This is a genomic window from Chromatiales bacterium (assembly GCA_020445605.1).
Lineage (GTDB): Bacteria > Pseudomonadota > Gammaproteobacteria > JAGRGH01 > JAGRGH01 > JAGRGH01.
In genome coordinates, this window is the sequence record JAGRGH010000055.1 from 22,325 (window position 1) to 35,730 (window position 13,406).

Below are 13,406 nucleotides of genomic sequence, written 5' to 3' on the forward strand. Positions count from 1 at the left end.
ATTATAATCGGGCGATGGAAAACCGTCTGGACCGGCACCCGCCCAAGCGTGCGCCAGCGATGCACATGATTCTTGCGCTCGCGGCGACGATGGCTGCAGCGCAGTTGCCCGCGCTCGCCGCGACCTATCGGTTCGAGGACGAGACCGGCCAGATCAACTACAGCGATCGCCTGCCGCCCGAGCAGAGCAACCGGTCGCGCAGCGTGCTGGATGCGCGCGGCCTGACCCGCCAGCGGGTCGACCCGGCCGGCGCGCTGGCCGAGCGCGAACGCGCCGCCGAACTGGACCGCCTGCGCAAGCGCGTGATCGCCGTGGTTCGCGCGCAGCGCCAGGATGACGTCACCCTGCTGCGCACGTTCCGCTCAGAGGCCGATGTCGACCGCGTCGCCGACAATCGCATGGAGATCGTCGACGCCGACGTGCACCGCATCGAACGCTCGATCGAACGGCTGCGCGCGCTGCGCAACGATCAGGAAACCAAGGCCGCCGCGGACGAGCGCGAAGGACGCGGCGTGAGCAACACGCTGCGCGACGAGATCACCGCGCTGATCCGCCAGATCGAACAGCTCACCGCGCAGACCTTCGAAAAGCAGCGCGCGCGAGAAGCGATCCAGGCCGATGCCGCCATGCAACGCGCGCGCCTTGCGCAATTACGCGAAATCTACGGTCAGAAGGATCGCGCCGGCGGCGCCGATCTCGCCTGGGGTGCCGCAATCGAAATCACCGAATGCGCCGATATCGGCGCTTGCGACACGTTATGGAACCAGGCCCGGGCGTTCGTTCTAACGCAGAACCTGCCGCCAGTGGACCTCAACGGCAGCGTTGTGCTGATGACCCAGCGCCCGGTCGACGACGACGGGCTCGGCGTGATCCTCGCGCGGCTCAATGCCGAAGAGGGTGAAAGCGGGCAGATCATGCTGGACGTGCGCTGTCGCGACACCCATGCCGGTCGCAAATACTGCGACCGCGCAGTCGACCCGTTTCTCGCCCGTTATCGCGACGCGCTGAACACGCACTGATCGCCGATCCGCGCACGACGGCTGCGATCGGGCCGGGATCAGCCGCGGATCAGACTGCCCACGCCGTGGTCGGTGAACATCTCCAGCAGCACGGCGTGCTCGACGCGACCGTCGATGATGTGCGCGCTGCGCACGCCGGCGTGCACGGCATCCAGCGCGCAGCGAACCTTCGGCAGCATGCCGCCGTGGATGGTGCCATCGGCAATCAGCGCATCCACGGCAGCGGCCTTAAGCCCGGTCAGCAACTTGCCCTCGCGATCGAGGATGCCGGTGGTGTTGGTCAGCAGCATGAGCTTCTCGGCACCGAGCACCTCGGCCATGCGCCCGGCGACGATGTCGGCGTTGATGTTGTAGGACGCGCCGTCCTCGCCGACGCCGATCGGCGCGATGACCGGGATGAAGTTGCCGCGCACCAGCATGTGCACGACCTCCGGATCGATCGAGGCCACCTCGCCCACATGGCCGAGATCGATGATCTCGGACGCCTTCAACTCCGGCGCGCTGGGTTTGAGCACGAGCTTGCGTGCACGAATCAGGTCGCCGTCCTTGCCGGTCAGACCCACCGCATTGCCGCCGTGGCGATGGATCAGGTTGACGATCTCCTTGTTCACGAGACCGCCGAGAACCATCTCCACGACATCCATGGTCTCGGCATCGGTCACCCGCATGCCCTGCACAAATTCACTGGGCTTGCCGAGGCGCTCGAGCAGCCGGCCGATCTGCGGCCCGCCACCGTGCACGACGACCGGGTGAATGCCGACCTGTTTCAGCAGCACGATGTCGCGCGCGAAGCTCGACTTCAGCCCCTCGTCGACCATCGCGTTGCCACCGTACTTGATCACGATGGTGCGCCCAGCAAAGCGCTGGATGTACGGCAATGCCTCACCGAGTACGCGCGCAATCGCGCGCGGGTCATCTTGAATCATGTTCGCCATCGGGTGTTGAAGAGGTGGTCGGCAAGCGGCCCGCCGGCCGCCGATCAGAACGGTATCGGCAAATGCGGATTGGCGGCAATCAGCATGGCCTTGAAGCGGCCGGCGATCTCGCCGAGCGCCTGGGCATTATCCGCCTCGAAGCGGATGCCGATACAGGGGGTCGCCTCGCAGGGACGCACGACGCCCCAGCCGCGCGGCAACTCGATCTTGATTCCGTAATCGCGGGTGATGCGTGCGCCAGGCAGATGCGCCTCCGGTTCCAGCGCAGCAATGAATTCCTGGACCTCACCCTCGTCGAAGGCGATGCGAAACTCGGGCGTCGAAGCCGTCTGCGGGGCCTGCGCGAAGAAGTCGGCCGAGCCGCGATCGTCCGCACTGAGCAGTTCCAGCAATCGCGCGCCGGCATACAGCGCGTCGGGCAGGCCGAACCAGCGGTCGCCGAACAGCAGGCGCCCGTCGAAGCTCCCGCCAAGCGGTGCCTTGGTTGCACGCATGCGCTCGTGGATGGCTGCGAAACCGCCGTTTGCCAGCACCGGCCGGCCACCGCTGGAAACGACCTCGGTCGGCACATAGCGCGAACACAGCGGGTCGAACACGACATCGCTGCCGGGATTTGCCGCGAGGATGTCATAGGCAAACAGAATCAACACCCGGTCGGCAAACGCGGCATTTCCGAGTTTGTCGACGGCCAGCAGCCGGTTGCCCGCGGCATCGAAGGCCAGACCCAGATCGGCACGCCGCTTGCCGATCGCGCGCACCAGCGACGCCATGTGCGCCGGCACTCCGACATCCGGCCCGCGCGCGGGGAACGCCGGATCGGTTTCGCCGTTGATCAGCACGACATCGCAGCCGAGCGCCCGATACAGCCGCTCCGCCAAAGCACCAGTCGCGCCGTTGCCCGCATCCACGACGACGCGCAGCCGCGACGCCAGGGCAACGTCCTGCACCACGCGCTGGATGTAGGCTTCGCCCAGGTCTTCGTTGCGCAGCGCGCCGTCGCCCGTCAACAGGTTCTTGGAGACCGCCCGTCCGCGCAGGGACTGCAATGCGTCGGCGGTCAGAAGTTCACCGCGCAGAACGACCTCGAAGCCGTTGAATTCCGGCGGCGAATTGCCGCCGCCGACCATGACGCCGGTCTCGGGCTTCGCCGCCAGCGTCGCGTAATACAGCAGCGGCGCGGGCACGACGCCGAGATCGATCGCGGTGCGCCCGGACTTGCGCAGGCCGCGGATCAGGGCATCGGCAAGCACGGCGCTGGACTCACGCACGTCACGCGCAACAAAAACCTCGTTCTGGCCACGCTCGTAGGCCTCGCTGCCAACGGCCTGCCCGATCAGAAACGCGCCCTCGGGCGTCACGAACTCATCGGCCAGACCGCAGATCGCGCTGTCGCGCAGGACATGCACCGGCAGCATGCGCACGGGGTCGAAATCACCTTCTTCAAGCAGGTCCAACGCCGGCGCTTCGATGGCGGGCATCGCATCGGACTCGGGTGCCGCGCGCTGGCTCTTGCGGCGCTTGACGACGTACTCACGGGCGCGGTCGCGCAGCTGCTGGTAGGCGGGCGTGAATTCGGTCAGACGTACCGGGTAGTTCTCGTGCAGGCGCAACCGGAGCGCATCATCGAAAATGCCGACGATGCCGGCGCCGTCGGCACGGATATGGCGGCGCAGCTGGGCGAACTGCAGATAGGTCGCCAGCCCGATCAGCAGCAGCGCGGCCACGAGCGCCCCCCAGAACAGCAGCAGCTCGGCGACGCTCTCGCGCGCCGCGAGGCTGCCCCAGGCCACCGACCAGCTCGTCCCCGGAATATCCACCCGATTGCGCGCCGCTCCGCGAACACTGCCCGCCGTCGTGCGCACCAGTTCATTCGACTCGCCCTGCACGATGGCCACCGGCAAACCCGCGCCGGCGGGGGCGACAACCGCGCTCTTCAGATAGTCGAACGGGTACATCAGCAGCAGACTGCCAATCGGCTTGCCGCCATCACGAACCGGCCGCGCGACCACGACCCGGCGCGTGCTCTCGCCGTACAGATGCACCTCGAACGGCGGCGTGGCGCCGCGCTGGGCGCGGCGCGCCAGATCCACGGCGGCGTAGCCAAACCAGTCGCCCGCAGCGCGGTCTGGCGTAACACCGACTTCCGGCGGCAGGAGATGAACACGGCCAACCTGGACGGCGCGTGCGGCGAGCTGTTGCTCAGCTTGGGCGAGCGCGGCCGGCGAACCGTCGCGCAGCGCGACAACGGCGAGCGGATCCGCCGCAAGCTGGGCGGCGTTGCCCGCCAGCAAACCGAAACTATCGGAAACCTGCTGCGCGACCGCGACGGCGATCGCGCGCGCCGCATCGTCCTGCACGCGCTCGTGTTCACGGGCGTTCAGCCACTGCAACACCATGCCGAGCAGCACGAACAGCAGGGCGGTGAGCACGAAGGTCGAGAACGCCACGCGCGCGACGCTGGTCCGCGCCCGTAGCCGTTGTGCCGCGGCGGCAGGCGCCGGCCGTTTCCGTGAGAAGCGAATTCCCTTCATGGCGCCCCGCTCAGTGTCGTCCGGTATGGCCGAAGCCGCCTGCGCCGCGGGCGCTCGGCGTGAACTCGTCGACCGTCACGAACCGTGCATGCACGACCGGCACGATCACGAGCTGCGCGATGCGCTCACCCGGGCGGATCACAAACGTGTCATGGCCACGGTTCCAGACCGAGACCATCAACTCGCCCTGATAATCCGAATCAATAAGTCCGACGAGATTGCCGAGCACGATCCCGTGTTTGTGGCCGAGGCCCGAGCGCGGCAGGATGACCGCGGCGAGATCGGGTCGGCCGATGTGGATCGCGAGGCCGGTATGAACGAGTTCCGTCGCGCCCGGGGGCAGGTCGCAATCCGCATCCAGGCAGGCGCGCAGGTCCAGACCCGCAGCGCCGTCGGTGGCGTAATGCGGGAGCGGGATCGAATCGCCAATACGCGGGTCGAGAATCTTAAGCTCTATTTCTTGCATGCAACTCGCGCGCGATCAGGTCGATCAGCCGCCGAGCCAGTTCCGGCTTTGGCTGCAATGATAGCTCGGTTTCACCGCCGGGCCACAACACCGTAACGGCGTTGACCTCGGACTCGAATCCACCCGCGACACCGGGACCGACACGGTTCGCGACGATCATGTCCATGCCCTTGCGTTCGAGCTTGCCGCGGGCGTTGGCGACGAGGTTTTCGGTCTCGGCCGCAAAACCAACGACAAAGGGCCGCGGATCGAGCGCCGTGATTGCGGCGACGATGTCCGGCGTGGATTCGAGTTCGAGCGCGGCGGTTCCGGCACCTTTCTTCAGCTTCTGTGCCGCAACCACGCCCGGCCGATAGTCGGCGACTGCGGCAGCGGCGATGAGCAGACCCGCACCCGCGCAGCGCGCCAGCGCTTCGGCATGCATCTGTGCGGCCGTCTCGACCGACACCCGTTCGACACCGCGCGGCGGCGGCAGCGCCACCGGACCGCTGATCAGCGTCACGGCCGCGCCGGCGTCGCGCGCGGCCTCGGCCAGCGCATAGCCCATGCGACCGGAACTGCGGTTGGAGACAAAGCGCACGGGATCGATCGGCTCGCGGGTCGGGCCGGCCGTGATCACCGCGTCCACACCCGCAAGCGCCCCGACGCGCGGCGAGGCAATCGCCGCGACGATCGCATCCGGCTCGGGCATGCGCCCGGGACCGACCTCGCCGCAGGCCTGCTCGCCGGAATCGGGATCGAGGATCAGCGCACCGCGCGCGCGCAGCCGGGCGACGTTCTCGCGCGTTGCGTCGTTGGCCCACATGACGTGATTCATCGCCGGCGCAAGCAACAGCGGCGCGCGGGTCGCAAGGCACAGCGTCGTCAGCAAATCATTGGCCATGCCGGTCGCCAGACGCGCGATCAGGTCCGCGCTGGCCGGTGCGATGACGACCTGCTCGGCCCAGCGTGCAAGCTCGATATGCCCCATCGCGGCCTCGGCCTCGGCATCGAACAGCGCACCACGCACGCGGTGACCGGACAGGGCCTGCAGGGTCATCGGACCGATGAACTCGGCGGCAGCCGCGGTCATGACGACCTGCACCTCGTGGCCGGCGCGGCGCAGGGTACGCACGAGCTCGGCGGCCTTGTACGCCGCGATGCCGCCACTGACCCCGAGCAGAATCCGCATGCAGCGGTCCTTGTGTTAAAAAGCTTGCGTGCGACTATAGCGGATCGGCCTGTAGGCCGGTGCTTAGAAGGTCGTCCCCGGACTGTCGCCACACGCGCCGCCGTTCTAGGCTGACACCCGGCATGGAAACACAAACCGGCAAGCGTTCGATCCGCGACTGGCCCAGCACGGAACGTCCGCGCGAGCGGCTGCTGAGCCACGGCGCGCAAGTCCTGTCCGACGCCGAACTGGTCGCGATCTTCCTGCGCACCGGCACGCGCGGTAAGACCGCCGTGGACCTTGCACGCGAACTGCTTGAACGCTTCGGTGGCCTGCGCGGACTGCTCACGGCCCCGCAGGACCAGGTCGGCGCGACCCGCGGGCTCGGACCGGCCAAATTCGCGTTGCTGCAGGCCGCACTGGAAATCGGCCGGCGCCACCTCGCCGAGACGCTGCGCCGCGGTGACGCCCTGACCAGCCCCGAGACGACCCGCGCCTACCTGCACGCGCGTCTGCGCGACCTGCCGCACGAGGTCTTCGCGGCCCTGTATCTCGACAACCGGCATCGCGTGATCGCGTTCGAGGAACTGTTCCGGGGAACGATCGACGGTGCCAGTGTGCACCCGCGCGAAGTCGTCAAACGTGCGCTCGCGCACAATGCCGCGGCGCTGATCCTCGCCCACAACCACCCCTCGGGGGTGGCCGAACCCTCGGCCGCCGACCGCGCCCTGACCGAGCGCCTCAGGGCCGCGCTGGCATTGGTCGAGGTCCGGGTGCTCGATCACCTCGTGGTCGGCGATGGCGAAACCGCGTCTTTTGCAGAGCGGGGATGGATTTGAGCGCCGAATGGTCGTTGATCCGATCCGGGGCTTCTGAGAGAATGGCGGGCTTCACTGTGTCTTGCGGCTTCTAGTCCGCGGTTTCGAGGGTCTCAACAGATGTCCAGGGTCTGCCAAGTCACCGGCAAGGGGCCGATGTCCGGGAACAACGTTTCGCACGCGAACAACAAGACGCGGCGGCGGTTCCTGCCGAACCTGCACGAGCACCGGTTCTGGGTCGCCAGCGAGAACCGCTGGGTGCGCCTGCGGGTGTCCTCGCACGGGCTGCGCATCATCGACAAGAAGGGGATCGACGCCGTGCTGGCCGAAATCCGCGCCCGCGGCGAACGCGTCTGACGCTCCTGCTTTAATCCGAGGTAGCCGACCATGGCCAAATCCGCACGCGAAAAGATCAAACTCGTATCGAGCGCCGGCACGGGTCACTTCTATACGACCACGAAAAACAAGCGCAACACGCCGAACAAGCTCGAGTTCCGCAAGTACGACCCCGTCGTGCGCCAGTACGTGGTCTACAAGGAAGGCAAGATCAAGTAGCCCTTCACGCGAACGACGATTTCAGGAAAGCCCGCCGCGCGCGGGCTTTTTTGTGCCCGCGTGCGGCCGGCGGCGGACGCTGGAACTCGTTGTCGTTAAGGCCGTTCGCCCCGCAGCAGCAGACTGCCGCTGCCGTGCAGCCGCGCGGTCCAGCCCGGCGCGAGCCAGGTCGTGGCGACCTCGTCGAGCACGATGGCCGGCCCCTGAAGCGGCGCCCCGCCGGCCAGCGCACCACGCTCGTAAACGGGCACCGGCGCATCCAGCCCGTGGCAGCAGGCCTTGCCCAGGGGCATGCCGCCTCCACGTCCCGTCACGCCCCAGTGCAGCGCCCGGCCCGGCGCGGTCAGGCGGACCCGCAGGTTCACGATTTCCACAGCATAGGCGAGTGCGTGTCCGTAGCGCTCCGCGTGCAGCGTGTGGAAATCGTCCTGCGTTCTTGCCGCGCCGTTCCACGCGAGATCCAGCGTGAATGACTGGCCGCGATAGCGGAGGTCCAGCCGGCGCTCCGCGACCAGCGCCGAGTCCGGAATTCCGTCGGCGACGAGCATGGCGCGGGCTTGCTGTTCGAGCTTCGCAAGCCCGGCATCGACCGCAACGGGGTCGGTGTCGGCGAGGTCGCCGGAAAAGGCCTGCGTCAGCTGGCGGCCGGGTGGCGCCGCCAGCATGCCCAGCGCAGACAGCACGCCGGCATATGCCGGCACCAGGGCCTCGGTCAGTCCAAGCGCGTCGGCCAGCGCACAGACATGCAGCCCGCCGGCGCCGCCGAATGCGGCCAGTGAGAATGTGCGCGGATCAACGCCGCGCTCGACCGAGATCACCCGCAGGGCCTGAGCCATATGGGCGTTGGCAATGCGAACAATGCCGAGCGCCGCATCTTCCGGCGTCATGCCCATCGTCTTGCCGACGCCTGCGACCACCGTGCGGGCGGCATCGATATCCAGCTGCAGGCTGCCGCCCAGGCGCGCCTGTGGCGGAATGCGTCCGAGCACCAGGTTTGCGTCGGTGACGGTCGCGAGCAACCCGCCACGGCCATAGCAGGCCGGACCCGGATCGGCCCCGGCGGACTCGGGGCCGACCAGCAGCATGCCGCCGGCATCCACGCGCGCGATCGAACCGCCGCCGGCGCCGATCGTGTGCATCTCGACCATGGGCACGGCGACCGGGTAGCGGCCAATCCGGCCCTCACTGGTGATCGATGGCGCGCCGTCGATCAGTGCGACATCGGTGGAGGTGCCACCCATGTCGAAACTCAGGACGCGTTCCGCGCCGGCAGCCGCCGCCACGCTGCGGGCACCGACCAGCCCGCCCGCAGGACCCGAGAGCAGCAGGCGCGCGGCATTCCGGCCGGCCTGCCTGGCATCCATGGTCTCGCCGCTGGACTGCATGACGGCCAGCGGCACGTCCGGCAGCGCCGCACCGAGCCGACCGATGTAACCCTGCATCAGCGGTCCGACCCGCGCGTTCAGCCAGGTCGCCATACCGCGCTCGTATTCGCGCATCTGCGGCAGCACGGCGGCGGAGTGACAGACGAACAGACCGTCGGCAGCGAGCCGTGCGGCGATCCGCTGTTCAGTCGTCGGGTCCAGATACGCGAACAGCATGCATACCGCCACGGCCTCGACGCCGCTAGCGCGGACGGATTGGGCAAGCGCTTCGAGCGCGGCCTCCGTCAAGGGCTCGAGCGTGTTTCCGGTCGCGTCGAGTCGCCCGGCCGTCTCAAGGCACAGTTCGCGCGGTACCGGGGCTTCGACGACGGGTGGTTGCAGGTCGTAGAGGTGCTCGCGAGCCTGGCGACCGATGGTCAGCAGGTCGCGGAAGCCGCGATTGGTGACAAAGGCCGTGCGCGCGCCCTTGCCTTCCAGCACCGCATTCGTCGCGACCGTGCTGCCGTGGACAATCGCGAAATCCATTGCATCGCCGAGCAGCGCGCGCACCCCGGTCAGGATCGCCTGCTCGGGTGCATGCGGCGTCGACAGACACTTGAAGGTCTGCAAACTCTCACCGTCGTAGAGCACGAAGTCCGTGAACGTGCCGCCGGTGTCGATACCTAACCAACGCATGCGAGCTTTGCCGAACTGGGAACGGCCGTGAGTCTATCGCGAGACAGGAATGTCTCGTCCGAAAACCGCGCTTTTCGGTTGCGAAGTTGAAAAGGCCATGGACGGGCCTTTTTCAACAACCTGCCAGCCGGGAGATACCGAAACGCTGATACCATCACGCGCCGCCATGCCCGAACTGCCCGAAGTCGAAACCACCTGCCGTGGCATCCGCCCGCTCGTCGTCGGGCGACGGATCGATGCGGTGATCGTGCGCGAGCCGCGCCTGCGCTGGCCGGTGCCGAAAAACATTGCACAGACACTCGCCGGCCGCACGATCGAATCAGTCGGTCGGCGCGCGAAATATCTGCTGATCGATACGGGCAGCGGCACGCTGATCGTGCATCTGGGCATGTCCGGATCGCTGCGGGTGTCACCAGCCGACGCTGATCCGGGGCCCTACGATCACTTCGAGCTCCAGTTCGACGACGGCTCGGCGCTGCGGCTGCGGGACCCACGACGCTTCGGCAGCGTGCACTTCACACGCGAAGCGCCAGACGATCACCCATTGCTCCGCGATCTGGGACCAGAGCCGTTCGATCCGGCGTTTGACGGCGCCTGGCTGCATGCGTGCGCCTTGGGTCGACGTGTGGCCGTGAAGAACCTGATCATGGATTCGCATGTCGTCGCCGGCGTCGGCAATATCTACGCGAGCGAGGCGCTGTTTTTGTCCGGCATCGACCCGCGTCGTGCCGCCGGTCGAATCGCGGCTGCGCGTTACGCCGATCTCGCCCATGCGGTGCGCGATGTGCTCGGCGAAGCGATTGCGGCCGGTGGCACGACGCTGCGCGACTTCGCGGCCGCCGATGGCAGCCCGGGCTATTTCCGCATCCGGCTGAATGTCTACGATCGCGCCGGAGAGCCCTGCCCCGAGTGCGGTGCGCCGATCCGCGAACAGCGCATCGGACAGCGTTCGAGTTTCTTCTGCGCCCACTGTCAGCACTGACCAACGGGACGTCGTCGCGCTACGGTACTGACGCCTGTTGCCGCGCCTTTTTCGCAGGCAGGGCATCGAGAAGCCTACGGCTGATCGCGTAGTGCCAGTACGGCCCGGGATGGGCGTCGAACCCTTCAACATCGTCCCGGATGAAGTAGTCAAAGTCCTCCGGCAGGGCCGAGATCCGCTCGACGCGCGGATCGATCTGCGCAAACACCGGATTGTCGGCCTTGCCATCGAAATGGAGAAGAAAGACCCGCGCGGGCGTCATCGCGGCGATGGCGTTGACCAGCGTGGCCGTCACCCGGGTCTGGTAGGCCTGCTCTGGATCGTCCTGCTCGCAATAGCCGGCATTGTTGGCACAATCCTCCAGCACATAATCGAAAGCTGGACTGCCGGCAGCATCCAATGTCACGCGTGGCACTCGAAACCACAACTGCACCGAATCGGCGTTCCACCTCGTGCGCCACCGGTTGACCCTTCTCAGATGTGACGGTGCCGCCACATGTCGGAGATCGTAGAAGTCGGCGTATCCCAGAACCACCCAGTCGTCGGCGCCGATCTGATCGCGCAGCGACAGCACCCGAAGGTAGGCCTGTGCCAGGCTGTAGCCACCCAGCGCGAACAGCCGCACGTTCAGATCGGGTCGTGCATGCTGAAGCTGAAACGCATAGGTCTGTTCGTCGTTCACGCCACTGCCGAACGTGAAGCTGTCACCCAGTATCCAGACGTTTCGCGCACCCGGCAGCGGCTCGCGGCCCGTCCAGCGGCTGCGATCGGCATTGATCGTGGCCTGAACCCGAAAACTGCGCCATGGCTCGTCGCTTGCGTCCCGGCGCTGATAGGTGTGCTGGTAGCGGCCCGGGTTTGCGACATATCCATAGACCGAGTCCTCGATCCGAAATGGCGCGGGCACTGTTTGGTGACGGTACTCGGTCCGGGTCTCGACGGAATCAAGCAGGCCCGCAAGACGCGCGGCTTTGATCACCAGATTCACTGATGAAAGAGAACTCGGCTCGTGCTGGAAACGGTCGGGCCCTGGATGGCTGAACCGGTAGCGATACAGCAACACCACCGACGACAGCAGTTCGACCACAACAAACGCAGTGCCGAGACCAACCAAGACCGACGCGAGCTTGCGCATGTCGAATCAAGAACCGAAAAAACGCATTCGTGCGGAGTCGCGATGTTATCAGTGATCGGACCACGGTTCAGCGCCGGCGCGAGCGCAAACCACGGCGGCGTGGCGCTTGACGTGCGCTTGCCGCGGGCGGAAAGTCGCGCCTGCATGAGGGGCACCCTCCGTCTGTGGCAAACCTGACCGATCATTCAGTTCCGAAGGACAGCTTCGCATGGCACGTCTGATTGCGCTCGTGATCTTCGGCGGCGGCGGGATCGCCATGTTCTACGTGGGCATCACGCAATACCTCGCCCAACGCGAACTCATGCAGAACGCCGAACCGGTCCGCGCCGAGATTGTCCTGTCTCGCGTTGTGGCGGGCACCTCGGCCGACACTGACCGCCGAGTCGGTCCCACGCGCGACACCTCCACGACCAGTTATACGCCCGAGGTGCGCTTCCGCTATGAGATTGACGGAGGCACCTATGAGAGCGATCTGCTGCATCCGAACATCATCGTGCGCGGGTACGTGAGCGCCGACGGCGCGGCCGGGGACCTGAAACCCTACCCGCTCGGCGCGGTCGTGACCGCATGGGTCGACCGCCGCCACCCTGAACGGGGATTCCTGATTCCCGAGGAAGGCGCAGGACCGCTGGTCTTCATGATCGTCGGGCTGGTGCTGCCGCCGCTGGCCTGGTTCGTCGGTCGGTTTCTCTGACGCGCCATGGGCTGGCCGCGCCAGAACCTGATCCCGATCGACGGGCCCGCGCTATCGCTGGCGCTGCCGCCGGCCCTGCTGCTCGCCACGCCGGACGAGGCGAACCACCCACCCTCTCCGCCCGCGGGCGCAAGTTGGCTCGGGATCGTGCTGTCGGCCTATACAGACGCCGTCATCAGCATCGGCGCCCGGCCGGCCCGCGGGCTGTCCAGCGTCCGCGCGTTTCTACAGACCCATGCAAGCTCACGCGGCAGTTCACCCGGGTCAACGGTCGAGGTTCGCTTCGGCGGAACGCGCTACGGTCATGCCGGTCTGGCGCTCGACTTCGGCACGGCGGGATATCTCGCGGCGTTCGAGGATGGCGGCTGGCTGCTGAGTTTCGAGGTCGCCTGTCCGGCGCGTGACTGGAACGATTACGGAAGCTTTCTGCTCGACGTGGTGCGTTCAGCCGAACTGCTCGAACCCGCGGGCCCGAGCCTTTCGCTGGACGGTGGCGCAGTGCCACCGCTGCAACCCGGCCAACCGGACCCGGAAGACCAACGCCTTGCCGAAGAATCTTCCAGTGTCGATTCCGCACGCACTCAGGCCGCCACACTTATCGCCGCCGGGCGGTGGGACGACGCCGAAGCCCTGATCGTCAATCTGACCGTGCCGAACGACCCGGGCGCGATCCTCGGGCAACTCTACGAACAGGCACTTTCGGCAATTGCGGAAGGCTCAGGGGACCCCGCAGACGCGCCGATCCTGTTCGAACGTGCACTGCGCTGGCAACGCGTCGCATATCCGGACCCGCACACGGCCATCGAGGCCGAAGATTTCGAGCATGGGAAGGCCGCCGACGAAACCCGCCTGCGTGCTCTCCTGAACCGCCTGAACGGAACCCACGCTGAGTGAGGCGACCAAGGCGCGGGTTTTCAGGGCCCAACTGCTCGAGCCCGGAAGCCTTCTGAGCGGATGCACAGACTCCCGCGGCACACGAAAGTGCCGCTATTTTCAACGGATGTAAGACGTTGAAAAGGAAAGAAAACGAAAAATGACACTTTTTCGGGCTCAAAGCGCTG

General features: G+C 66.8%; 13 protein-coding genes. 7 read left to right on the plus strand and 6 right to left on the minus strand.

What is annotated here, in order from left to right:
* The first annotated feature begins 14 nt into the window (after positions 1 to 14).
* The gene (locus KDG50_14040; GenBank protein ID MCB1866533.1) at positions 15 to 1,019 is read left to right on the plus strand and encodes a DUF4124 domain-containing protein; all 1,005 of its coding nucleotides are present in this window, start codon (positions 15 to 17) and stop codon (positions 1,017 to 1,019) included.
* Positions 1,020 to 1,057: 38 nt separating this feature from the next.
* Here the strand turns inward: KDG50_14040 and argB are convergent, their stop codons facing one another.
* The 4 genes from argB to coaBC are packed head-to-tail and all read right to left on the minus strand — an operon-like array spanning position 1,058 to position 6,122.
* Complete coding sequence (argB, locus tag KDG50_14045; GenBank protein ID MCB1866534.1) at positions 1,058 to 1,945, minus strand: acetylglutamate kinase; 888 nt, start codon at positions 1,943 to 1,945, stop codon at positions 1,058 to 1,060.
* Between the two features lie 53 nt (positions 1,946 to 1,998).
* Positions 1,999 to 4,485 carry a phosphomannomutase/phosphoglucomutase gene (locus KDG50_14050; GenBank protein ID MCB1866535.1) on the minus strand — a complete coding sequence of 829 codons (2,487 nt, stop codon included), beginning with the start codon at positions 4,483 to 4,485 and terminating at the stop codon, positions 1,999 to 2,001.
* Between the two features lie 10 nt (positions 4,486 to 4,495).
* A complete protein-coding gene (gene dut, locus KDG50_14055; protein MCB1866536.1) occupies positions 4,496 to 4,951 on the minus strand; it encodes a dUTP diphosphatase in 456 nt (151 codons plus the stop codon).
* Complete coding sequence (gene coaBC / locus KDG50_14060) at positions 4,932 to 6,122, minus strand: bifunctional phosphopantothenoylcysteine decarboxylase/phosphopantothenate--cysteine ligase CoaBC (protein MCB1866537.1); 1,191 nt, start codon at positions 6,120 to 6,122, stop codon at positions 4,932 to 4,934. The genes dut and coaBC overlap by 20 nt, the downstream gene beginning before the upstream one ends.
* A 122-nt stretch (positions 6,123 to 6,244) precedes the next feature.
* Between coaBC and radC the strand changes: the two genes are divergently transcribed.
* The 3 genes from radC (at position 6,245) to rpmG (ending at position 7,474) form a co-directional block, all read left to right on the plus strand.
* Positions 6,245 to 6,940, plus strand: a complete 696-nt coding sequence (gene radC / locus KDG50_14065) for a DNA repair protein RadC (GenBank protein ID MCB1866538.1) — start codon at positions 6,245 to 6,247, stop codon at positions 6,938 to 6,940.
* A gap of 99 nt (positions 6,941 to 7,039) precedes the next feature.
* Positions 7,040 to 7,276, plus strand: coding sequence for a 50S ribosomal protein L28 (gene rpmB / locus KDG50_14070; protein MCB1866539.1), 237 nt, complete (start codon positions 7,040 to 7,042; stop codon positions 7,274 to 7,276).
* A 30-nt stretch (positions 7,277 to 7,306) separates the two neighbouring features.
* Complete coding sequence (gene rpmG / locus KDG50_14075) at positions 7,307 to 7,474, plus strand: 50S ribosomal protein L33 (GenBank protein ID MCB1866540.1); 168 nt, start codon at positions 7,307 to 7,309, stop codon at positions 7,472 to 7,474.
* A gap of 95 nt (positions 7,475 to 7,569) precedes the next feature.
* Here the strand turns inward: rpmG and KDG50_14080 are convergent, their stop codons facing one another.
* Positions 7,570 to 9,534, minus strand: a complete 1,965-nt coding sequence (locus tag KDG50_14080; protein MCB1866541.1) for a hydantoinase/oxoprolinase family protein — start codon at positions 9,532 to 9,534, stop codon at positions 7,570 to 7,572.
* Between the two features lie 166 nt (positions 9,535 to 9,700).
* Between KDG50_14080 and mutM the strand changes: the two genes are divergently transcribed.
* A complete protein-coding gene (gene mutM / locus KDG50_14085) occupies positions 9,701 to 10,516 on the plus strand; it encodes a bifunctional DNA-formamidopyrimidine glycosylase/DNA-(apurinic or apyrimidinic site) lyase (GenBank protein ID MCB1866542.1) in 816 nt (271 codons plus the stop codon).
* Positions 10,517 to 10,535: 19 nt separating this feature from the next.
* Here mutM and KDG50_14090 read toward each other — a convergent pair whose 3' ends face one another.
* Positions 10,536 to 11,651 (minus strand): SGNH/GDSL hydrolase family protein, encoded by a 1,116-nt coding sequence (locus tag KDG50_14090; protein ID MCB1866543.1) that lies wholly within the window; start codon positions 11,649 to 11,651, stop codon positions 10,536 to 10,538.
* Positions 11,652 to 11,859: 208 nt separating this feature from the next.
* Here KDG50_14090 and KDG50_14095 point away from each other — a divergent pair, with 208 nt between their 5' ends.
* Both KDG50_14095 and KDG50_14100 read left to right on the plus strand, forming a co-directional pair.
* Complete coding sequence (locus KDG50_14095) at positions 11,860 to 12,345, plus strand: DUF3592 domain-containing protein (protein MCB1866544.1); 486 nt, start codon at positions 11,860 to 11,862, stop codon at positions 12,343 to 12,345.
* 6 nt (positions 12,346 to 12,351) lie between these two features.
* Positions 12,352 to 13,239, plus strand: a complete 888-nt coding sequence (locus KDG50_14100; protein ID MCB1866545.1) for a hypothetical protein — start codon at positions 12,352 to 12,354, stop codon at positions 13,237 to 13,239.
* Positions 13,240 to 13,406 lie beyond the last annotated feature (167 nt).

Excerpts from the sequence above, each read along its gene's own strand:
- KDG50_14040 (MCB1866533.1), top strand. The coding sequence starts at position 15 with ATGGAAAACCGTCTGGACCGGCACCCGCCCAAGCGTGCGCCAGCGATG.
- argB (MCB1866534.1), bottom strand. The coding sequence starts at position 1,945 with ATGATTCAAGATGACCCGCGCGCGATTGCGCGCGTACTCGGTGAGGCA.
- KDG50_14050 (MCB1866535.1), bottom strand. The coding sequence starts at position 4,485 with ATGAAGGGAATTCGCTTCTCACGGAAACGGCCGGCGCCTGCCGCCGCG.
- dut (MCB1866536.1), bottom strand. The coding sequence starts at position 4,951 with ATGCAAGAAATAGAGCTTAAGATTCTCGACCCGCGTATTGGCGATTCG.
- coaBC (MCB1866537.1), bottom strand. The coding sequence starts at position 6,122 with ATGCGGATTCTGCTCGGGGTCAGTGGCGGCATCGCGGCGTACAAGGCC.
- radC (MCB1866538.1), top strand. The coding sequence starts at position 6,245 with ATGGAAACACAAACCGGCAAGCGTTCGATCCGCGACTGGCCCAGCACG.
- rpmB (MCB1866539.1), top strand. The coding sequence starts at position 7,040 with ATGTCCAGGGTCTGCCAAGTCACCGGCAAGGGGCCGATGTCCGGGAAC.
- rpmG (MCB1866540.1), top strand. The coding sequence starts at position 7,307 with ATGGCCAAATCCGCACGCGAAAAGATCAAACTCGTATCGAGCGCCGGC.
- KDG50_14080 (MCB1866541.1), bottom strand. The coding sequence starts at position 9,534 with ATGCGTTGGTTAGGTATCGACACCGGCGGCACGTTCACGGACTTCGTG.
- mutM (MCB1866542.1), top strand. The coding sequence starts at position 9,701 with ATGCCCGAACTGCCCGAAGTCGAAACCACCTGCCGTGGCATCCGCCCG.
- KDG50_14090 (MCB1866543.1), bottom strand. The coding sequence starts at position 11,651 with ATGCGCAAGCTCGCGTCGGTCTTGGTTGGTCTCGGCACTGCGTTTGTT.
- KDG50_14095 (MCB1866544.1), top strand. The coding sequence starts at position 11,860 with ATGGCACGTCTGATTGCGCTCGTGATCTTCGGCGGCGGCGGGATCGCC.
- KDG50_14100 (MCB1866545.1), top strand. The coding sequence starts at position 12,352 with ATGGGCTGGCCGCGCCAGAACCTGATCCCGATCGACGGGCCCGCGCTA.